The 20,259-nt window shown below is 71.1% G+C and carries 16 protein-coding genes; 15 read left to right on the top strand and 1 reads right to left on the bottom strand.

Annotated features, from left to right (window positions below):
• The first annotated feature begins 8 nt into the window (after positions 1–8).
• The 13 genes from AC5WAM_RS30505 to AC5WAM_RS30565 all read left to right on the top strand — a co-directional run bounded on the left by AC5WAM_RS30505 (position 9) and on the right by AC5WAM_RS30565 (position 14,279).
• A complete protein-coding gene (locus tag AC5WAM_RS30505; RefSeq protein ID WP_495519505.1) occupies positions 9–1,673 on the top strand; it encodes a UDP-N-acetylmuramoyl-L-alanyl-D-glutamate--2,6-diaminopimelate ligase in 1,665 nt (554 codons plus the stop codon).
• Between the two features lie 4 nt (positions 1,674–1,677).
• Positions 1,678–3,111 carry a UDP-N-acetylmuramoyl-tripeptide--D-alanyl-D-alanine ligase gene (locus tag AC5WAM_RS30510; protein WP_366790772.1) on the top strand — a complete coding sequence of 478 codons (1,434 nt, stop codon included), beginning with the start codon at positions 1,678–1,680 and terminating at the stop codon, positions 3,109–3,111.
• The gene (gene mraY / locus AC5WAM_RS30515; protein WP_030679360.1) at positions 3,108–4,181 is read left to right on the top strand and encodes a phospho-N-acetylmuramoyl-pentapeptide-transferase; all 1,074 of its coding nucleotides are present in this window, start codon (positions 3,108–3,110) and stop codon (positions 4,179–4,181) included. Before AC5WAM_RS30510 ends, mraY begins: the two co-directional genes overlap by 4 nt.
• Positions 4,163–5,662 (top strand): UDP-N-acetylmuramoyl-L-alanine--D-glutamate ligase, encoded by a 1,500-nt coding sequence (murD, locus tag AC5WAM_RS30520; RefSeq protein WP_495519506.1) that lies wholly within the window; start codon positions 4,163–4,165, stop codon positions 5,660–5,662. The genes mraY and murD overlap by 19 nt, the downstream gene beginning before the upstream one ends.
• A gap of 125 nt (positions 5,663–5,787) precedes the next feature.
• Entirely contained in the window at positions 5,788–7,110 is a 1,323-nt protein-coding gene (ftsW, locus tag AC5WAM_RS30525; protein WP_366790770.1) for a putative lipid II flippase FtsW, read from the top strand.
• A 6-nt stretch (positions 7,111–7,116) separates the two neighbouring features.
• Positions 7,117–8,211: an undecaprenyldiphospho-muramoylpentapeptide beta-N-acetylglucosaminyltransferase gene (gene murG, locus AC5WAM_RS30530; RefSeq protein WP_138959230.1), complete on the top strand. Its 1,095-nt coding sequence runs from the start codon at positions 7,117–7,119 to the stop codon at positions 8,209–8,211.
• A 14-nt stretch (positions 8,212–8,225) separates the two neighbouring features.
• Positions 8,226–9,017: a cell division protein FtsQ/DivIB gene (locus AC5WAM_RS30535; protein ID WP_495519507.1), complete on the top strand. Its 792-nt coding sequence runs from the start codon at positions 8,226–8,228 to the stop codon at positions 9,015–9,017.
• Between the two features lie 276 nt (positions 9,018–9,293).
• The gene (gene ftsZ, locus AC5WAM_RS30540; RefSeq protein WP_138959228.1) at positions 9,294–10,520 is read left to right on the top strand and encodes a cell division protein FtsZ; all 1,227 of its coding nucleotides are present in this window, start codon (positions 9,294–9,296) and stop codon (positions 10,518–10,520) included.
• 26 nt (positions 10,521–10,546) lie between these two features.
• On the top strand, positions 10,547–11,257 hold the full coding sequence (gene pgeF, locus AC5WAM_RS30545) for a peptidoglycan editing factor PgeF (RefSeq protein ID WP_495519508.1): 711 nt from the start codon (positions 10,547–10,549) through the stop codon (positions 11,255–11,257).
• 6 nt (positions 11,258–11,263) lie between these two features.
• Positions 11,264–11,983, top strand: coding sequence for a YggS family pyridoxal phosphate-dependent enzyme (locus tag AC5WAM_RS30550; protein WP_495519509.1), 720 nt, complete (start codon positions 11,264–11,266; stop codon positions 11,981–11,983).
• A gap of 126 nt (positions 11,984–12,109) precedes the next feature.
• On the top strand, positions 12,110–12,757 hold the full coding sequence (locus AC5WAM_RS30555) for a cell division protein SepF (protein WP_399614448.1): 648 nt from the start codon (positions 12,110–12,112) through the stop codon (positions 12,755–12,757).
• Positions 12,758–12,838: 81 nt separating this feature from the next.
• On the top strand, positions 12,839–13,123 hold the full coding sequence (locus AC5WAM_RS30560) for a YggT family protein (RefSeq protein ID WP_366790766.1): 285 nt from the start codon (positions 12,839–12,841) through the stop codon (positions 13,121–13,123).
• A gap of 46 nt (positions 13,124–13,169) precedes the next feature.
• A complete protein-coding gene (locus tag AC5WAM_RS30565; RefSeq protein WP_138959224.1) occupies positions 13,170–14,279 on the top strand; it encodes a DivIVA domain-containing protein in 1,110 nt (369 codons plus the stop codon).
• Positions 14,280–14,509: 230 nt separating this feature from the next.
• Here AC5WAM_RS30565 and ileS read toward each other — a convergent pair whose 3' ends face one another.
• Entirely contained in the window at positions 14,510–17,653 is a 3,144-nt protein-coding gene (gene ileS / locus AC5WAM_RS30570) for an isoleucine--tRNA ligase (protein WP_495519510.1), read from the bottom strand.
• Between the two features lie 599 nt (positions 17,654–18,252).
• Here ileS and AC5WAM_RS30575 point away from each other — a divergent pair.
• Together AC5WAM_RS30575 and lspA are read left to right on the top strand one after the other, a co-directional pair.
• Positions 18,253–19,578 carry a TraR/DksA family transcriptional regulator gene (locus tag AC5WAM_RS30575; RefSeq protein WP_495519511.1) on the top strand — a complete coding sequence of 442 codons (1,326 nt, stop codon included), beginning with the start codon at positions 18,253–18,255 and terminating at the stop codon, positions 19,576–19,578.
• Between the two features lie 77 nt (positions 19,579–19,655).
• The gene (gene lspA / locus AC5WAM_RS30580; protein ID WP_366790763.1) at positions 19,656–20,258 is read left to right on the top strand and encodes a signal peptidase II; all 603 of its coding nucleotides are present in this window, start codon (positions 19,656–19,658) and stop codon (positions 20,256–20,258) included.
• The last annotated feature ends 1 nt before the right edge of the window (position 20,259 follow it).

Below are 20,259 nucleotides of genomic sequence, written 5' to 3' on the forward strand. Positions count from 1 at the left end.
GATCCGCCGTGACGACGATCACCCCGGATCCGGGGAACCGCACACCAGGGCCCCTCCCTTTTGGCCCCAGCGGGGGTACGCCCGGTACGCTCACCGCCGTGCCACACGCTGATCAGTCCCAAACCACCCAGAAGGACGCTCCCGTGACCCATCCGGGACCGCCCAGGCCGGCCCAGGTCTCCGCCACCCCCCTCGCGGAGCTCGCCGATCAGCTGGGGGCCGCGGCCCCGGGCACCGCACCGGGAGCCACCGGTGTCACCGGCATCACCCACGACTCGCGTGCCGTGCGCCCCGGCGACCTGTACGTCGCGCTGCCCGGCGCCCGCATGCACGGCGCCGACTTCGTCGCCCAGGCCGCCGACCACGGCGCCGCCGCCATCCTCACCGACCCGACGGGCGCCGATCGCGCCGTCGGCACGGGCCTGCCGGTCCTCGTCGTCGAGGACCCGCGCGGCCGCATGGGCGAGCTGGCCGCCGCGGTGTACGGCCACCCCGGCCGCGACCTGCTCCAGATCGGCATCACCGGTACGTCGGGCAAGACCACCACCGCGTACCTCATGGAGGGCGGCCTCAGAGAGGTCCGCAGCACCGGGCTCATCGGCACCGTGGAGATGCGCATCGGTGACGAGCGCATCAAGTCCGAGCGCACCACGCCCGAAGCCACCGATCTCCAGGCGCTGTTCGCGGTGATGCGCGAGCGCGGCGTCCAGGCGGTCGCGATGGAGGTCTCCAGCCACGCCCTGGTGCTCGGGCGCGTGGACGGCTGCGTGTTCGACGTGGCCGTGTTCAACAACCTGAGCCCGGAGCACATGGAGTTCCACTCCGACATGGAGGACTACTTCCGGGCCAAGGCGCAGCTGTTCACACGGCGGCGCGCCCGGCTCGGCGTCGTCAACTACGACGACGAGTACGGCCGCAGGCTCCTGACCGAGTCCGAGGTGCCGGTCACCACCTTCTCCGCCGAGGGCCACCCGGACGCCGACTGGCGCGCCGAGGACGTCCAGGTGGGGCCGATGGACTCCACGTTCACCGCCGTCGGCCCCAAGGGCGAGCGGATCGCCGCGAAGTCGCCGCTGGCGGGCCCGTTCAACGTGGCCAACACGCTCGCCGCGATCGTCGCGCTCGCCGTCGCCGGGATCGACCCGCAGACCGCGGCCGACGGCGTGGCCGCGGTGCCCGGCGTCCCGGGCCGCCTGGAGCGCGTCGACGCGGGCCAGGACTACCTCGCGGTCGTCGACTACGCCCACAAGACGGACGCCGTCGAATCGGTCCTGCGCGCGCTGCGCAAGGTCACCGAGGGCAAGCTGCACATCGTGCTCGGCTGCGGCGGCGACCGCGACCAGACCAAGCGCAGGCCGATGGGCGCCGCCGCGGCCCGGCTCGCCGACACCGCCGTACTGACCTCCGACAACCCCCGCTCCGAGGACCCCCTCGCGATCCTCGCCACCATGCTCGCGGGCGCCGCGGAGGTGCCCGCCCACGAGCGTGCCGAGGTCGCCGTCTTCGAGGACCGGGCCGCCGCGATCGCCGCGGCCGTCGCCCGTGCCGAGCCCGGCGACACCGTCCTCGTCGCGGGCAAGGGCCACGAGCAGGGCCAGGACATCGCCGGGGTGGTCCGTCCCTTCGACGACCGCCAGGTGCTTCGCGAAGCTATCCAGCAAACCCAGGGATGAAGTTGTGATCGCCCTCTCCCTCGCCGAGATCGCCACCGTCGTCGGCGGGCAGACGTACGACATACCGGATCCGTCGGTCCGGGTCACCGCGCCGGTCGTCCGGGACTCCCGTGAGGTGGAGCCCGGCGGCCTGTTCGTCGCGTTCGCAGGCGAGCGCGTCGACGGCCACGACTACGCCGCGCAGGTCGTCGCGGCGGGCGCCGTGGCCGTCCTCGCGCAGCGGCCCGTCGGCGTGCCCGCCGTCGTCGTCGACGACGTACAGGCGGCGCTCGGCGCGCTCGCCCGGCACGTCGTCGCCCGGCTCGGCGCCACCCTCGTGGCCCTCACCGGGTCGGCGGGCAAGACCAGCACCAAGGACCTGATCGCGCAGGTGCTCCAGCGCGCGGCGCCGACGGTGTGGACCCCCGGCTCGTTCAACAACGAGATCGGGCTTCCGCTGACCGCCCTGTCCGCCACCGAGGAGACCAGGTTCCTGGTCCTGGAGATGGGCGCGCGCGGCAAGGGCCACATCCGGTACCTGACCGGCCTCACCCCGCCGCGGATCGGCCTCGTCCTGAACGTCGGCACCGCCCACATCGGCGAGTTCGGCGGCCGCGAGCAGATCGCGGAAGCAAAGGGCGAGCTGGTCGAGAGCCTCCCGGCGGACGGCACCGCGATCCTCAACGCCGACGACCCGCTGGTGCGCGCGATGGCCTCGCGCACGCAGGCGCGCGTGCTGCTCTTCGGAGAGGCCGACGACGCCGACGTACGCGCCGAGAATGTCCGGCTCATGGAGAACGGACAGCCGGCCTTCACGCTGCACACACCCTCCGGGTGCAGCGACGTGCGACTGCGCCTGTACGGTGAGCACCACGTGTCGAACGCGCTCGCCGCGGCCGCCGTCGCCCATGACCTTGGCATGTCCGTGGACGAGATCGCCCTCGCGCTCTCCGAGGCGGGCACGCTGTCCCGCTGGCGTATGGAGGTCACCGAGCGCCCGGACGGCGTGACGGTCGTCAACGACGCCTACAACGCGAACCCCGAGTCCATGCGCGCCGCCTTGCGCGCGCTGGTCGCCATGGGCAAGGCCGCACAGGCCAAGGGCGGGCGCACGTGGGCGGTGCTCGGCCCGATGGCCGAGCTCGGGGACGAGGGGCTCGCCGAGCACGACGCGGTCGGGCGCCTCGCCGTCCGGCTGAACGTGAACAAGCTCGTGGCAGTCGGGGGCAGGGAAGCGTCCTGGCTCCAACTGGGCGCATACAACGAGGGTTCGTGGGGTGAGGAGTCGGTGCACGTGTCCGACGCACAGGCGGCGATCGACCTGCTGCGCAGCGAGCTGCGCCCAGGAGACGTCGTGCTGGTGAAGGCGTCCAGATCGGTGGGCCTCGAGAGCGTCGCGCAGACGCTCGTGGCGGACACCGCCGCCGGCACCGCGACGGGCGGAGTTGACGCCCGATGATGAAGCAAGTTCTCTTCGCGGGTGTGATCGGGCTCTTCCTGACCCTGGTCGGGACGCCCCTGCTGATCAAGCTCCTGGCACGCAAGGGCTATGGCCAGTACATCCGCGACGACGGCCCGCGCGAGCACCACAGCAAGCGCGGCACGCCGACCATGGGTGGCATCGCCTTCATCCTGGCGACCCTCATCGCGTACTTCCTGAGCAAGATCATCACAGGTGCCGAGCCCACCATCTCGGGCCTGCTCGTGCTCGGCCTGATGGCGGGCATGGGCCTGGTCGGCTTCCTCGACGACTACATCAAGATCGTCAAGCGGCGCTCGCTCGGTCTGCGCGCCAAGGCGAAGATGGCCGGACAGCTCATCGTCGGCATCGCCTTCGCCGTGATCTCGTTGCAGTTCGCCGACGGCCGGGGCCAGACCCCGGCGTCCACGAAGCTGTCCTTCGTGGAGGACTTCGGCTGGTCGATCGGCCCGGTCCTGTTCGTCGTCTGGGCGCTGTTCATGATCCTGGCGATGTCGAACGGCGTGAACCTCACCGACGGCCTCGACGGCCTCGCCACCGGCGCCTCCGTGATGGTCTTCGGCGCGTACACGTTCATCGGTGTCTGGCAGTTCCAGGAGTCCTGTGCCAACGCCCAGGACCTCACCAACCCGGCCGCCTGTTTCGAGGTCAGGGATCCGCTGGACCTGGCCGTCGTGGCCTCCGCGCTGATGGGCGCCTGCTTCGGCTTCCTGTGGTGGAACACCTCGCCCGCCAAGATCTTCATGGGCGACACCGGCTCCCTCGCGCTCGGCGGCGCCCTCGCGGGCCTCGCCATCTGCTCCCGCACGGAGATGCTGCTCGCGCTCCTCGGCGGCCTCTTCGTCCTCATCACCATGTCGGTGGTCATCCAGGTCGGCTCCTTCCGACTGACCGGTAAGCGGGTCTTCCGGATGGCGCCACTGCAACACCACTTCGAACTCAAGGGCTGGTCCGAAGTCCTGGTCGTGGTCCGCTTCTGGATCATCCAGGGCATGTGCGTCATCGTCGGACTCGGCCTCTTCTACGCCGGATGGGCAGCCAAGAAGTGAGCGCCTCGCAGGACTCCTGGAAGGGGCTGCGCGTCACCGTGGCCGGGCTCGGCGTCAGCGGCGTCAGCGTCGCGCGCGCCCTCGCGGGCCTCGGCGCCGCGGTGACCGTCGTGGACGGCGGCTCGGGCCCGGCGCTCCAGGCGCGGGCCGCGGAGCTCGCCGAAGCGGGCGTCGCCGTGCGCCTCGGGGACGCCGAGACGCTGCCCGAGGGCACCGGCCTCGTCGTCACCTCGCCTGGCTGGAAGCCGGACAGCCCGCTGTTCGCGGCCGCCGCCGCGGCGGGCGTCGACGTCATCGGCGACGTGGAGGTCGCCTGGCGCCTGCGCGGCCCCGGCGCCGCCCCCTGGCTGGCCGTCACCGGCACCAACGGCAAGACCACGACCACGCAGATGCTGGCGTCGATCCTGCGCGCCGGCGGCCTGCGCACCGCGGCCGTCGGCAACATCGGCACGCCGATCGTCGACGTCGTCCTGGAGGACAGGGCGGCCCGCGAAGCGCGTTCCGCCGAGGGCGGTGAGCGACGGGAGGGCGACAACGCCTACGACGTCCTGGCCGTCGAGCTGTCCAGCTATCAGCTGCACTGGGCGCCCTCCCTGCGCGCGCACTCCGCCGCCGTGCTGAACCTCGCGCCGGACCACCTCGACTGGCACGGCTCCATGGAGGCGTACGCCGCCGACAAGGGCCGGATCTACGAAGGCAACCAGGTCGCGTGCGTCTACAACGCCGACGCCACCGCCAAGCCGTCCACCGAGGACCTGGTCCGGGAGGCCGACGTCGAGGAGGGCTGCCGCGCCATCGGCTTCACGCTGGCCGCGCCCGCCCCCTCGCAACTCGGCGTCGTGGACGGCATCCTGGTCGACCGTGCCTTCGTACCGGACCGCCAGAAGCAGGCCCAGGAGCTCGCCGAGGTCTCCGACGTCCGGCCTCCGGCCCCGCACAACATCGCCAACGCCCTCGCGGCGGCCGCGCTCGCGCGCGCCTTCGGCGTGGAAGCGGCGGCCGTCCGCGACGGCCTGCGGGCCTTCAGCCCGGACGCCCACCGCATCGAGCACGTGGCCGACGTGGCCGGGGTCGCCTACGTCGACGACTCCAAGGCCACCAACACCCACGCGGCCCAGGCCTCGTTGGCGGCGTACGAGTCGATCGTGTGGATCGCGGGCGGCCTCGCCAAGGGCGCGACCTTCGACGAGCTGGTCGCCGCGTCGGCGAAGCGGCTGCGCGGGGCCGTCCTGATCGGCGCCGACCGCGCCCTGATCAGGGAAGCCCTCGCGCGACACGCGCCACAGGTGCCGGTCGTCGACCTCGACCGGACCGACACTGGGGCGATGGCCGAGGCGGTACGCCAGGCGGCACGGCTCGCAGCGCCGGGGGACACCGTCCTGATGGCCCCGGCCTGTGCGTCGATGGACATGTTCACCAACTACAACAAGCGTGGTGACGCGTTCGCGGAAGCGGTTCGCGAACTCGGCGCGAGCGCCTGACACGGACCCGGGCCGGGTGCCGTCGTCAGGCACCCGGCACCGTGAGGAGGGCACGTGAAAGCGTCGGCGTTGTGGGTGTGGGGGCGTTGTCGGGTACGGCCGCGCGCCGGTCGGGGGCGGCGCTGATGGCCGGGCGCGCCCCGGTCCGTACGCCCCGGGCCCCGCGTACGCCGAAACGGCCGGCCCGCCCGCGCAGCACCCCGGTGCCGCGCGAGAGCCCCGTACGGCGGCTCTACGTCCGGGCCCGGCGGGCCTGGGACCGGCCCCTGACCGCCTACTACCTGATCCTCGGCGCCGCCCTGCTGATCACCGCCCTCGGCCTGGTGATGGTCTACTCGGCGTCGATGATCCAGGCGCTGCAGCTGAACCTGCCCGCCTCCTACTTCTTCCGCAAGCAGTTCGTCGCCGCGGTGCTCGGCAGCGCGCTGCTGCTCATCGCCATGCGGATGCCGCTCAAGCTGCACCGGGCGCTGTCCTACCCGATCCTCGCGGGGTCCGTCTTCCTGATGGTCCTCGTCCAGATCCCCGGGATAGGGCGCAGCGTCAACGGCAATCAGAACTGGATCTATTTGGGCGGTCCGTTCCAGCTCCAGCCCAGTGAGTTCGGCAAGCTCGCCCTGGTCCTGTGGGGCGCCGACCTGCTGGCACGCAAACAGGACAAGCGGCTGCTCACGCAGTGGAAGCACATGCTGGTGCCGCTCGTGCCCGTCACCTTCATGCTGCTCGGCCTGATCATGCTGGGCGGCGACATGGGCACGGCGATCATCCTCACCGCGATCCTCTTCGGCCTGCTCTGGCTGGCCGGGGCGCCCACGCGGCTCTTCGCGGGCGTGCTGAGCATCGCGGCCGTCCTCGGTGTGATCCTCATCAAGACGAGCCCCAACCGGATGGCGCGCCTGCAGTGCATCGGCGCGACCGAGCCGGGCCCCGGCGACTCCTGCTGGCAGGCCGTGCACGGCATCTACGCCCTCGCCTCGGGCGGATTCTTCGGTTCCGGACTGGGCGCGAGTGTGGAAAAATGGGGTCAACTACCCGAACCGCACACCGACTTCATCTTCGCCATCACCGGCGAGGAACTCGGCCTCGCGGGGACACTGTCGGTGCTCGCCCTGTTCGCGGCTCTAGGCTATGCGGGTATCCGCGTGGCCGGACGCACGGAGGACCCCTTCGTGAGGTACGCCGCGGGAGGTGTGACCACCTGGATCACGGCCCAGGCCGTGGTCAACATCGGTGCGGTGCTCGGCCTGCTGCCGATCGCCGGTGTCCCGCTCCCGCTGTTCTCCTACGGAGGCTCAGCCCTGCTGCCGACCATGTTCGCCGTCGGACTCCTCATCGCCTTCGCGCGACAGGACCCCGCGGCGAAGGCGGCCCTGGCCATGCGGCAACCTCGGGTGAGATGGAACACGATGCGACGGCGCGTCAAGGCGCGTTCGTCCGGAGAGCGGTGAATTTCGGTGCATGTCGTACTCGCCGGCGGGGGGACCGCCGGCCACATCGAGCCCGCGCTTGCCCTCGCAGACGCCCTGCGCAGGCAGGACCCGACCGTGGGCATCACGGCCCTCGGCACGGAGCGCGGCCTCGAGACCCGACTCGTACCCGAGCGCGGTTACGAACTCGCCCTGATCCCCGCCGTCCCCCTGCCGCGCAAGCCCACACCTGAGCTGATCACGGTGCCCGGGCGGCTGCGCGGCACCATCAAGGCGGCCGAGCAGATCCTGGAGCGCACCAAGGCGGACTGCGTCGTCGGCTTCGGCGGCTATGTGGCGCTGCCCGGCTACCTCGCGGCCAAGCGCCGCGGCGTGCCGATCGTGGTGCACGAGGCCAACGCGCGCCCCGGCCTCGCCAACAAGATCGGCTCCCGGTACGCGGCGGCCGTCGCGGTCTCCACGCCCGACAGCAAGCTGCGCGGCTCGCGCTACATCGGCATCCCGCTGCGCCGCGCCATCGCCATGCTGGACCGCGCGAAGGTGCGCCCGGAGGCCCGGGACACCTTCGGCCTCGACCCGAACCTGCCGACCCTGCTCGTCTCCGGCGGCTCCCAGGGCGCCCGCCGGCTGAACGAGGTCGTCCAGCAGGTCGCCCCGGTCCTGCAGCGCGCGGGCATCCAGATCCTGCACGCCGTCGGCCCGAAGAACGAATTGCCGTACGTCGAGAACATGCCCGGAATGCCGCCCTACATCCCGGTACCGTACGTGGACCGGATGGACCTCGCGTACGCGGCGGCGGACATGATGCTCTGCCGCGCGGGCGCGATGACCGTCGCCGAACTCTCCGCCGTCGGGCTCCCGGCCGCCTACGTCCCGCTGCCCATCGGCAACGGCGAACAGCGGCTCAACGCCCAGCCGGTGGTCAAGGCGGGCGGCGGACTGCTGGTCGACGACGCGGAACTGACGCCCGAATGGGTCCAGTCCCAGGTGCTCCCCGTGCTCGCCGACCCGCACCGCCTGTACGAGATGTCCCGTGCCGCCTCGGAGTTCGGCCGCAGGGACGCCGACGACCTCCTCGTCGGCATGGTGCACGAGGCGATTGCGTCACGCCGCAGCGCGTGAGAAGGCAGGGGAGAGTGGCCGGACAGAAGACCGCCGAACGGCAGGGGCCCAAGTCCGGCCCGCCCCGCCCCCGCTCGCGCCGCCCCCGGCTGCCGAAGTCGCGCACCCTGATCCTCCTCGCGGCCCTGCTGTGCGTCCTCGGCGGGGCCGCGGTCTGGGTGCTCTACGCCTCGCCCTGGCTGCGCGTGGAGCGGATCACGGCGACCGGGACGGTCGTCCTCAGGCCGGACCAGGTGCGCGAGGTGGCCGGGATCGGCACCGGCGGACCGCTGATTTCGGTCGACTCCGACGCCGTCGAGGAGCGGCTGCGCAGAGAATTGCCCCGGATCGACACGGTTGACGTCATCCGCTCCTGGCCCCACGGGATCACCTTGAAGGTGACCGAGCGCACCGCCGCCCTGCTCATCGAAAAGGGTGGAAAGTTCGTCGAAGTGGACGCCAAGGGTGTGCGCTTCGCCACGGTCGACAAGGCTCCCAAGAACACCCCCCGGCTGGCCCTGACACCGCATCAATCCGGTGGCGCGGCCGCCAGCCTGCGTCGCTTCGGCCCCGACCGGCTGCGCCGGGAGGCGGTCCGGGTGGTCACGGACCTGCCCGGCGCCGTGGCCGCGGAGACCACCACCGTCAAGGTCAGGTCGTACGACTCCATCTCGCTGGAGTTGGCGGACGGGCGTACCGTCGCCTGGGGGAGCAGCGAGAACGGCCGTATGAAGGCCGAAGCTCTGAGCGCCCTGATGAAAGCCGTCCCCAAGGCACGGCACTTCGACGTGACGGTCCCCACCGCCCCGGCGTCATCGGCGAGTTGACGTACATCAGCGCAGGCCAGCACCCTGGATGGGCATTGCTACGCCTGATCACATAGGGTGAAAAGAAAAACGGGAGGTTCGGCGTGTTCGTTGAACGCGCGCCACTTGTCGACTTAGTGTCCTGTTCGGAAGAGTCCAGGGAACAGACACACTGGTAACCCTAAACTTCAGCGTTAGGGTTCGGGTCGGCGATTCGGACCGTCCCATTCGGCATCAGTCGGCGTATCGCGGCAGTGCGGTACGACGACACGTAACTCGAGGCGAGAGGCCTTCGACGTGGCAGCACCGCAGAACTACCTCGCAGTCATCAAAGTCATCGGTGTCGGCGGCGGTGGTGTCAATGCCATCAACCGGATGATCGAGGTCGGTCTCAAGGGCGTCGAGTTCATCGCCATCAACACCGACGCGCAAGCCCTGTTGATGAGCGACGCCGACGTCAAGCTCGACGTCGGCCGTGAACTCACCCGCGGACTCGGCGCCGGCGCCAACCCGGCCGTCGGCCGCAAGGCCGCCGAGGACCACCGCGAGGAGATCGAGGAGGTCCTCAAGGGGGCCGACATGGTCTTCGTCACGGCCGGTGAGGGCGGCGGCACCGGCACGGGCGGTGCGCCCGTGGTCGCCAACATCGCGCGCTCCCTCGGCGCCCTGACGATCGGTGTGGTCACCCGGCCGTTCACCTTCGAGGGCCGCCGTCGCGCCAACCAGGCGGAGGACGGCATCGCCGAGCTCCGCGAAGAGGTCGACACCCTCATCGTCATCCCGAACGACCGGCTGCTCTCCATCTCGGACCGCCAGGTCAGCGTGCTCGACGCCTTCAAGTCGGCCGACCAGGTCCTGCTCTCCGGCGTTCAGGGCATCACCGACCTCATCACCACGCCCGGCCTGATCAACCTCGACTTCGCCGACGTCAAGTCGGTCATGTCCGAGGCCGGTTCGGCCCTCATGGGCATCGGCTCGGCCCGCGGCGACGACCGCGCGGTGGCCGCGGCCGAGATGGCGATCTCCTCGCCGCTCCTGGAGGCCTCCATCGACGGCGCCCGCGGGGTGCTGCTCTCCATCTCCGGCGGCTCCGACCTGGGCCTGTTCGAGATCAACGAGGCGGCCCAGCTGGTGAGCGAGGCCGCCCACCCGGAGGCCAACATCATCTTCGGCGCGGTCATCGACGACGCGCTCGGCGACGAGGTCCGGGTCACGGTCATCGCCGCCGGGTTCGACGGCGGACAGCCGCCGGCCAAGCGGGACAACGTCCTGGGATCGGCCTCCAGCAAGCGCGAGGAGCCCGCTCCCGCGAGCCGTCCCACCGAGTCCTCCCGTCCGGGACCGGCCTTCGGCGGCCTCGGCAGCGTCACTCCGCGCGAGGAGCCCCCGGCCCCGGAGCCCGTCGAACCGGCTCCGGTGAACGAGGCGCCCGCGACGCCGGTGACGCCCCCGCAGGTCCCGCCGACCCGTCTGCACCAGGACAGCCAGGCCGAAGAGCTGGACGTGCCGGACTTCCTGAAGTGATAGGCAAGCGCTCCGGAACGAGCACTGTGAGCGGCGCGCACTTCGCCTTCACCGACCGGTGGGGCGGAGTGAGCGCCGCTCCGTACGCGGAGCTCAACCTCGGCGGAGCGGTCGGCGACGACCCCGACGCCGTCCTGCACAACCGCGAACTGGCCGCCAAGTCCCTGGGCATCGACCAGGGACGGGTGGTCTGGATGAACCAGGTGCACGGCAAGGACGTCGCCGTGGTCGACGGGCCCTGGCCCGCGGACCAGGAGGTTCCGGCGGTCGACGCCGTCGTCACCGCCGAGCGGGGCCTCGCCCTCGCCGTGCTGACCGCCGACTGCACCCCCGTACTCCTCGCCGACCCGGTGGCGGGCGTCGCCGCCGCGGCGCACGCGGGCCGTCCCGGCATGATCGCCGGAGTGGTGCCCGCGGCCGTCGAGGCCATGGTGGCCCTCGGCGCGGAGCCCGGCCGGATCGTGGCCCGCACCGGGCCCGCCGTCTGCGGCCGCTGTTACGAAGTGCCCGCGGACATGCGCGCCGACGTCGCCGCCGTGGAAAGCGCGGCGTACGCCGTCACGAGCTGGGGCACACCCGCGGTCGACGTGACCGCCGGGGTGCACGCCCAGCTCGAGCGGCTCGGGGTGCGCGACCGGGAGCAGTCGCCGGTGTGCACGCTGGAGTCGGGAGACCACTTCTCTTACCGCCGCGACCGCGTCACCGGTCGGCTCGCGGGCTATGTCTGGCTGGACTGATGGGGCATGACGGACCGTAAGTCGGAACTCGCCACAAATCTGGCGCAGGTGGAAGAGCGCATCGAGGCGGCCTGCGCGGCCGCCGGGCGCAAGCGCGAAGAAGTGACCCTCATCGTGGTCACCAAGACCTACCCCGCGAGCGACGTACGCGCGCTCGCGGAGCTCGGCGTCCAGCACGTCGCCGAGAACCGCGACCAGGACGCGGCCCCCAAGGCCGCCGCCTGCGCGGACCTGCCGCTCGACTGGCACTTCGTCGGTCAGCTGCAGACCAACAAGGTGCGTTCCGTGGTCGGTTACGCGGACGTGGTGCAGTCGGTGGACCGGCCGAAGCTCGTCACCGCGCTTTCGGCCGCGGCCGTGCGCGCCGAGCGGGAGGTGGGCTGCCTGCTCCAGGTGGCCCTCGACGCCGGGGAGAGCGGCCGCGGGGAGCGTGGTGGCGTCGGCCCCGGCGGAATCGAAGAGTTGGCCGGTCTCGTGGCCGACGCCCCCGGGCTCCGGCTCGACGGTCTGATGACGGTCGCGCCGCTCACCGGGGAGTACGCGGGACGGCAACAGGCGGCGTTCGAGCGGCTGATGGTTTTGTCGACTGCCCTGCGCGTGGCCCATCCGGCTGCGAACATGGTGTCGGCAGGTATGAGTGCGGACCTCGAACAGGCCGTTGCGGCCGGTGCGACACATGTGCGCGTCGGGACAGCGGTACTCGGAGTCCGACGCGGGCTCGGGTAACGTCGCCAGGAAGTCGGACCACAGCAGAAAATATGGTCATTCCCACCGCTGAGCGGGGATGGCTCGTGGATCGCGGGCAGTTGGTGACGACCCTCTCGATCCACCACAGAGCGGAGGACTCAGAGCATGGCCGGCGCGATGCGCAAGATGGCGGTCTACCTCGGCCTCGTGGAGGACGACGGTTACGACGGCCGGGGCTTCGACCCCGATGACGATTTCGAGCCCGAGCCGGAGCCCGAGCGCGACCGCCGGCGGCACGAACCACCGCACCAGTCGCACCAGTCCCACCTTGCAGACCGGGACTTGGAAAGGGACGAATCGGTACGAGTGGTGCAGCCGCCGGCGCAGCGCGAGCCGGCGCCGCGACCCGCTTCGCTTGCCGCCGAATCGGGACGACCGGCGCGAATCGCCCCCGTGGCATCTATCACACCTGAACGTCAGAGCCTGGAGAAGAACGCACCGGTGATCATGCCCAAGGTCGTGTCCGAGCGTGAGCCCTACCGCATCACCACGCTTCACCCCCGGACCTACAACGAAGCCCGTACCATCGGGGAACACTTCCGCGAAGGCACCCCGGTGATCATGAACTTGACGGAGATGGACGACACCGACGCGAAGCGACTTGTCGACTTTGCCGCCGGTCTGGTCTTCGGTCTGCATGGCAGTATCGAGCGAGTGACGCAGAAGGTGTTCCTGTTGTCGCCTGCTAACGTCGATGTCACGGCGGAGGACAAGGCCCGTATCGCAGAGGGCGGGTTCTTCAACCAGAGCTGAGACGCAGTGCAGTAGCCAGCAGCAGTACCGGACCGATTCAGCGCGGATGCGACCAGAAGCAGGGGAGAGGGAAACGCGGACATGGGCGTGGCCTTGCAAGTGATCTACATCGCGCTGATGTGTTTCCTCATCGTGCTGATCTTCCGGCTGGTCATGGACTACGTCTTCCAGTTCGCCCGCTCATGGCAACCCGGCAAGGCGATGGTGGTCGTTCTGGAGGCCACCTACACTGTCACCGATCCACCGCTCAAGCTTCTGCGGCGGTTCATTCCGCCGCTACGTCTCGGCGGCGTGGCGCTCGACCTGTCCTTCTTCGTACTGATGATCATCGTCTACATCCTGATCACCGTCGTGAGCCAGCTGTGAACGATACGGTCTTGCCGAATGCCGACGACTACGTTGAGGTGAAGAGATGCCGTTGACCCCCGAGGACGTGCGGAACAAGCAGTTCACGACCGTCCGCCTCCGAGAAGGCTATGACGAGGACGAGGTCGATGCCTTCCTCGATGAGGTCGAAGCCGAACTGACGCGCCTGCTCCGCGAGAACGAGGACCTGCGCGCGAAGCTGGCCGCCGCCACGCGCGCGGCCGCGCAGAACCAGCAGCAGGGCAACATGCGCAAGGGCCCCGAGGGCGGCCCCCAGGACCAGCGAGGTCCCGGCGCGCCCGTGCCCGCCGCAATATCTGGTCCGCAGCCGGTTCCGCCGCAGCAGCAGATGGGCGGCCCGATGGGCGGCCCGCCGCAGCTGCCCGGCGGTGCGCCGCAGCTGCCCGCAGGCCCCAGCGGGCACGGCCCGCAGGGTGGTCCGCAGGGTCCCGGCCCGATGGGTCAGGGTCCGATGGGCCAGGGGCAGATGGGTGGCCCCATGGGCGGTCCCATGGGCGGCCACGGCCCGCAGATGCCGCAGCCCGGCCAGGGCCCCGGCGGCGACAGCGCCGCCCGTGTGCTCTCGCTCGCGCAGCAGACCGCCGACCAGGCGATCGCCGAGGCCCGTTCCGAGGCCAACAAGATCGTGGGCGAGGCCCGTTCGCGCGCCGAAGGTCTGGAGCGGGACGCCCGTGCCAAGGCCGACGCCCTGGAGCGGGACGCGCAGGAGAAGCACCGGGTCGCGATGGGCTCCCTGGAGTCCGCCCGCGCCACCCTGGAGCGCAAGGTCGAGGACCTGCGCGGCTTCGAGCGCGAGTACCGCACGCGACTGAAGTCCTACCTGGAGTCGCAGCTGCGTCAGCTGGAGACCCAGGCCGACGACTCGCTCGCCCCGCCGCGCACTCCGGCGACCGCCTCGCTGCCGCCGTCCCCGGCGCCTTCGATGGCCCCGGCCGGCGCGGGTGCCCCGTCCTACGGCGGCAACCAGTCGATGGGCGGCAACCAGCCCGCGGGCGGTCCGTCGTACGGCGGCCAGCAGCAGATGTCGCCCGCGATGACGCAGCCGATGGCGCCGGTGCGGCCGCAGGGCCAGCCGCCGATGCAGCAGGCTCCGTCCCCGATGCGCGGCTTCCTCATCGACGAGGACGACAACTGACGGGCGACACCACGCCATAGGCGTCGGCAGCGTTCAGGGCGGAGCCCCCGGATTCCCCGGGGGCTCCGCCCTTTTGCGCGTGCTCCCGCGCGCGTGCTGCCGTGTGCGCTGCCGCGCGTGCTGCCGTGTGTGCGCTGCCCGGTTCCCGCCGTGCACGGTGGCGCGTACGACATGACGAAGGCCCGGTCCCGCCAAGCAGCTTGGCGGGACCGGGCCTTCGGTCGTCGGGGTTACGCCTTGCGGAGGCGGAACGTCAGGTTCAGGGAGTCGTCCTTGAACGGCTCGCCATAGCTGTCGTCCGCGTCGCCGGAGGCGAAGTCCGTGGCCAGGACCTCGTCGGCGATGAGGGCCGCGTGGTCGGTGAGGGCCGTGACCGTGGCCTCGTCCGCGGACGTCCAGCGCAGGGCGATGCGGTCCGCGACGTCCAGGCCGCTGTTCTTGCGGGCCTCCTGGATCAGTCGGATCGCGTCCCGCGCGAGGCCCGCCCGGCGCAGCTCGTCCGTGAGCTCCAGGTCGAGGGCGACCGTGGCGCCGGAGTCGGACGCCACCGACCAGCCCTCGCGCGGGGTTTCGGTGATGATGACCTCGTCCGGGGCGAGCGTCACGGTCTCGCCGTCGACCTCGACGGACGCGGTGCCCTCGCGCAGGGCGAGGGACAGCGCGGCCGCGTCGGCCTCGGCGACGGCCTTGGCCACCGCCTGGACGCCCTTGCCGAACCGCTTGCCGAGGGCGCGGAAGTTGGCCTTCGCGGTGGTGTCGACCAGGGAGCCGCCGACCTCGGAGAGCGAGGCGAGGGAGGACACGTTCAGCTCTTCGGTGATCTGGGCGCGCAGCTCCTCGCCCAGCGTCTCGAAGCCGGAGGCCGCGACCAGGGCGCGGGACAGCGGCTGACGGGTCTTGACGCCCGATTCGGCACGCGAGGCGCGGCCGAGCTCCACCAGGCGCCGGACCAGGACCATCTGCCGCGAGAGCTCCGGGTCGACGGCCGACAGGTCGGCCTCCGGCCAGGTGGACAGGTGCACCGACTCCGGGGCGTCCGGGGTGACGGGCACGATCAGGTCCTGCCAGACGCGCTCGGTGATGAACGGCGTCAGCGGGGCGAGCAGGCGCGTGACCGTCTCGACGACCTCGTGCAGGGTGCGCAGCGCCGCCTTGTCGCCCTGCCAGAAGCGGCGGCGCGAGCGGCGCACGTACCAGTTGGAGAGGTTGTCGACGAAGGCCGACAGGAGCTTGCCCGCGCGCTGGGTGTCGTAGGCGTCCAGGGCCTGCGTCACCTGGTCGGTGAGCGCGTGCAGCTCGCTGAGCAGCCAGCGGTCGAGGAGCGGGCGGTCGGCGGGCGCCGGGTCGGCGTCCGAGGGCGCCCACTTCGACGTACGGGCGTACAGCGCCTGGAAGGCCACCGTGTTCCAGTACGTCAGGAGGGTCTTGCGGACGACCTCCTGGATCGTGCCGTGGCCCACGCGGCGGGCCGCCCAGGGGGAGCCGCCCGCGGCCATGAACCAGCGGACCGCGTCGGCGCCGTGCTGGTCCATCAGCGGGATCGGCTGGAGGATGTTGCCCAGGTGCTTGGACATCTTGCGGCCGTCCTCGGCGAGGATGTGGCCGAGGCAGACGACGTTCTCGTAGCTCGACTTGTCGAAGACGAGCGTGCCGACGGCCATCAGCGTGTAGAACCAGCCGCGGGTCTGGTCGATGGCCTCGCTGATGAACTGCGCCGGGTAGCGGGACTCGAACAGTTCCTTGTTCTTGTACGGGTAGCCCCACTGTGCGAACGGCATCGAGCCCGAGTCGTACCAGGCGTCGATGACCTCCGGCACGCGCACCGCTTCGAGGGAGCAGCCCTCGTGGGTGCAGGTGAAGGTGATGTCGTCGATGAACGGGCGGTGCGGGTCCAGGTCCGTCTGGTCGGTGCCGGTCAGCTCGGTGAGCTCCGCGCGCGAGCCGACGCAGGTGAGGTGGTTCTCCTCGCAGCGCCAGATGGGCAGCGGGGTGCCCCAGTAGCGGTTGCGGGACAGGGCCCAGTCGACGTTGTTGGTCAGCCAGTCGCCGAAGCGGCCGTGCTTGACCGACTCGGGGAACCAGTTGGTCTTCTCGTTCTCCTGGAGGAGGCGGTCCTTGACCTTCGTGGTGCGGATGTACCAGGACGGCTGCGCGTAGTACAGGAGCGCGGTGTGGCAGCGCCAGCAGTGGGGGTAGCTGTGCTCGTACGCGATGTGCTTGAAGAGCAGGCCGCGGTCGTCCAGGTCCTGGGTGAGCGTCTCGTCGGCCTTCTTGAAGAAGACGCCGCCGACCAGCGGGACGTCCTCCTCGAAGGTGCCGTCCGGGCGGACGGGGTTCACGACGGGCAGGCCGTACGACCGGCAGACCTTGAGGTCGTCCTCACCGAAGGCGGGGGACTGGTGGACGAGACCGGTGCCGTCCTCCGTGGTCACGTAGTCGGCGTTGACCACGTAGTGCGCCGGAGCGGGGAACTCCACCAGCTCGAAGGGGCGCTGGTAGGTCCAGCGTTCCATCTCGGTGCCCGTGAACGTCTGGCCCGTGGTCTCCCAGCCCTCGCCGAGGGCCTTCTCGACCAGGGGCTCGGCGACGACCAGCTTCTCCTTGCCGTCGGTCGCGACCACGTAGGTGACGTCCGGGTGGGCGGCGACGGCCGTGTTGGACACCAGGGTCCAGGGGGTCGTCGTCCACACCAGGAGGGCGGCCTCGCCCGCGAGGGGGCCGCCGGTGAGCGGGAAGCGGACGTAGACGGACGGGTCGACGACCGTTTCGTAGCCCTGCGCCAGCTCGTGGTCGGACAGGCCGGTGCCGCAGCGGGGGCACCAGGGGGCGACGCGGTGGTCCTGGACGAGGAGGTCCTTCTTGAAGATCTCCTTCAGGGACCACCAGACGGAGTCCACGTACTCCGGGTTCATCGTCCGGTACGCGTCGTCCAGGTCGACCCAGTAGCCCATGCGGGTCGTGAGCTCGGCGAAGGCGTCGGTGTGGCGGGTCACGGACTCGCGGCACTTGGCGTTGAACTCGGCGATGCCGTACGCCTCGATGTCCTTCTTGCCGTTGAAGCCGAGTTCCTTCTCGACCGCCAGCTCGACGGGCAGGCCGTGGCAGTCCCAGCCGGCCTTGCGCGCCACGTGGTAGCCGCGCATGGTGCGGAAGCGCGGGAAGACGTCCTTGAAGACGCGGGCCTCGATGTGGTGGGCGCCCGGCATGCCGTTGGCGGTGGGCGGGCCCTCGTAGAACACCCACTCGGGGCGGCCCTCGGACTGCTCCAGGCTCTTGGCGAAGATCTTCTGCTCGCGCCAGAAGTCGAGCACGGCGTGCTCGAGGGCGGGCAGGTCGACCTGGGCGGGTACCTGGCGGTACTGCGGCGGCGTCATATCGCGCTTCCTCCGGCGGACGTGCGTTCCGTTCCGTCGGAGGGACGAGAGCCTTGTCTGCGCTCCCGCGGTACCACCCTCCTTGGCCGTCGTGGCGCCGGTGGCGCTCTTGACGACCCCCTCATTGGGGTCGCGATGCCGGTTCTACTCGCCTCTGCCCCGCCTCTACGGCGGTGGGCTGCGGCTTTCCTCCGGCGGCTCCGGGGTGATCTTCACGTCGCGCTCGCCCCCGGGCTCGCACCGTCCCCGGGTCGCTCATGGCTGCGTACGTCGCTACTCGTCCCCATCCAAGCTTTTCGCTCCGGCCAGTGTACGGCGCCCGGGGAGGGGCGGCCCACCGGATTTCGACGGGCCCCGGGCGGTACGGGGCGCGAGGGGCGTACTGACCCGAATGGCGAGACGCGCGCCAACGCGTCCCGGTGCGCCCCGGCCGGCGGATTACGGGGCGGGGAGCTGGGCACAACGCATGAAGGCTCGCCGCGCGGCACCCGTGGGGCGGGCGAATCGAGCGGCGTGCCCCGTTGCCGCGGGCCTGGAGTCGATTTATCGTCCCAGCACGATTCGCGTGCAAGATCACAATATGTGAAGGGGCCGCGGCCATGGTGGCGAAGAAGACCGCCGTACAGCAGTCGGCGTCCAGCAGATCCACAGCCGCGGGGGCCGGCGGGGCGGCCGCGGAAGGGGGCGGCAAGGCGTCCCGCGCCGTGAAGACCGTGCGGGCGGGCAAGGCGGCGGGCGCCGCCGGGGAGGGGCCGAAGAAGACGGCCACGAAGGCCGCCGCGAAGAAGGCGGCTGCCTCCGGAGCCCCGGCCGGGAGGGCGGCCGCTGCCAAGGCCACGGCGAAGGCCCCCGCCAAGGCCCCCGCCAAGAAGGCCGCCGCTTCGAAGACGGCCTCGGCCGCGGTCACGAAGAAGACGGCCAAGAAGGTCCCGGCCAAGGAGGCCGCGGGCAAGAAGGCGGCTGCGAAGGCCCCGCCCGAGGAGGCGGGCGCCGAGCAGGCACCACCGGCGGAGAAGGCCGTGGCCAAGAAGACCGCGACCAAGAAGGCGGCGACCAAGAAGGTTGCCGCCGAGAAGGCCCCGGTCGAGAAGGCAGTTGCCAAGAAGGCTGCCGCCAAGAAGACCCCGGCCAAGAAGGGGGCGGCCAAACAGGCGGCCCCCCAGAAGGCCCCGGCCAAGAAGACGGCGGCGGCCGGAGCGGTGGCCCGGCCGCAGGCACCGGCCGAAACGGCGGCCGTGGCCGGGAGCGAGGGCGCGGCGGGAGGTACCGCCCCCGGCAGGGAGGTGAGCGGGGGTCGTGGTGCGTCCAAGAAGGGGACGGGGACCACGGCGAGGAACCGAGGGACCAGCACACGTTCGGCCAAGAAGACGGCCGCGCCCGCGGCCGAGGATGCGGCTCAGGCCGCGGAGACGACGGGAGCCACGACAGTGGTTGCGAAGAAGACTCCGGGCACGGCGACGGCGACGCAGCAGGCGGCAGCCGCGACGAAGGCGGGAACGGTACCGAAGGCGCGGGCCGCGACCGTGCCCGGCGAGCTCGCGGTGCGACCCGGTGAGGACCCGTGGACCCCGGCCGAGGTCGCCGAGGCGCGGACCGAGCTGATGGCGGAGACGATGCGCCTGCGCACCGAGATCGAGGCGTCCGAGACGTCCCTGGCGGGGCTGATGCGGGACTCCGGGGACGGCGCGGGCGACGACCAGGCAGACACCGGCACCAAGAACATCACGCGCGAGCACGAGATGGCCCTGGCCGCGAACGCCCGGGAGATGCTGGAGCAGACCGAGCGCGCCCTGGAGCGCCTCGACGCGGGCACGTACGGGCTCTGCGAGAACTGCGGCAACCCGATCGGCAAGGCCCGCATGCAGGCCTTCCCGCGCGCGACCCTGTGCGTCGAGTGCAAGCAGAAGCAGGAGCGGCGCTCCTGAGCGCGGCCTGGAAACCGGCTGCCTTATGCGTGTGTCGTACCCTCGTCCCAGTCAGGTACCTAGGTTGAGGGATTCACGTGGCAGAGGCGGAGCGCATCATCGGTACGCCGGACATCCCTGAGGCAGAGCACGGCGCCGACGGCGGCCAGGACGCCGGGGGCGGCCAGGACGCCGAGGGCGCGCAGAAGCCCACGGGCAAGCGCAAGATCGCCGTGCTCTTCGGTGTGGCCCTGGTCGCGTACGCCCTGGACCTCGTCAGCAAGATGGTCGTGGTCGCCAAACTGGAGCACCACGAGCCGATCGACGTGGTCGGTGACCTGCTGCGCTTCAACGCGATCCGCAACGCGGGCGCCGCCTTCGGCATGGGCGAGGCCTACACCATCATCTTCACGGTGATCGCCGCGGGCGTGATCGTGGTGATCGCCCGGCTCGCGCGCAAGCTCTACAGCCTGCCGTGGGCGATCGCGCTCGGCCTGCTGCTCGGCGGCGCGCTCGGCAACCTGACCGACCGGATCTTCCGCTCGCCCGGCGTCTTCAAGGGCGCGGTCGTCGACTTCATCGCCCCCAAGGGCTTCGCGGTGTTCAACCTCGCGGACTCGGCGATCGTCTGCGGCGGCATCCTGATCGTGCTGCTCTCCTTCCGCGGGCTCGACCCGGACGGGACCGTGCACAAGGACTGAC

Source organism: Streptomyces sp. JLYT201 (assembly GCF_059448825.1).

Bases quoted from the DNA above. Each gene is read 5' to 3' on its own strand.
- ftsW (WP_366790770.1), top strand. From the start codon at position 5,788: ATGGCCGGGCGCGCCCCGGTCCGTACGCCCCGGGCCCCGCGTACGCCG.
- AC5WAM_RS30560 (WP_366790766.1), top strand. From the start codon at position 12,839: ATGGGCGTGGCCTTGCAAGTGATCTACATCGCGCTGATGTGTTTCCTC.
- murD (WP_495519506.1), top strand. From the start codon at position 4,163: ATGGGCAGCCAAGAAGTGAGCGCCTCGCAGGACTCCTGGAAGGGGCTG.
- ileS (WP_495519510.1), bottom strand. From the start codon at position 17,653: ATGACGCCGCCGCAGTACCGCCAGGTACCCGCCCAGGTCGACCTGCCC.
- AC5WAM_RS30565 (WP_138959224.1), top strand. From the start codon at position 13,170: ATGCCGTTGACCCCCGAGGACGTGCGGAACAAGCAGTTCACGACCGTC.
- AC5WAM_RS30555 (WP_399614448.1), top strand. From the start codon at position 12,110: ATGGCCGGCGCGATGCGCAAGATGGCGGTCTACCTCGGCCTCGTGGAG.
- AC5WAM_RS30575 (WP_495519511.1), top strand. From the start codon at position 18,253: ATGGTGGCGAAGAAGACCGCCGTACAGCAGTCGGCGTCCAGCAGATCC.
- mraY (WP_030679360.1), top strand. From the start codon at position 3,108: ATGATGAAGCAAGTTCTCTTCGCGGGTGTGATCGGGCTCTTCCTGACC.
- AC5WAM_RS30550 (WP_495519509.1), top strand. From the start codon at position 11,264: ATGACGGACCGTAAGTCGGAACTCGCCACAAATCTGGCGCAGGTGGAA.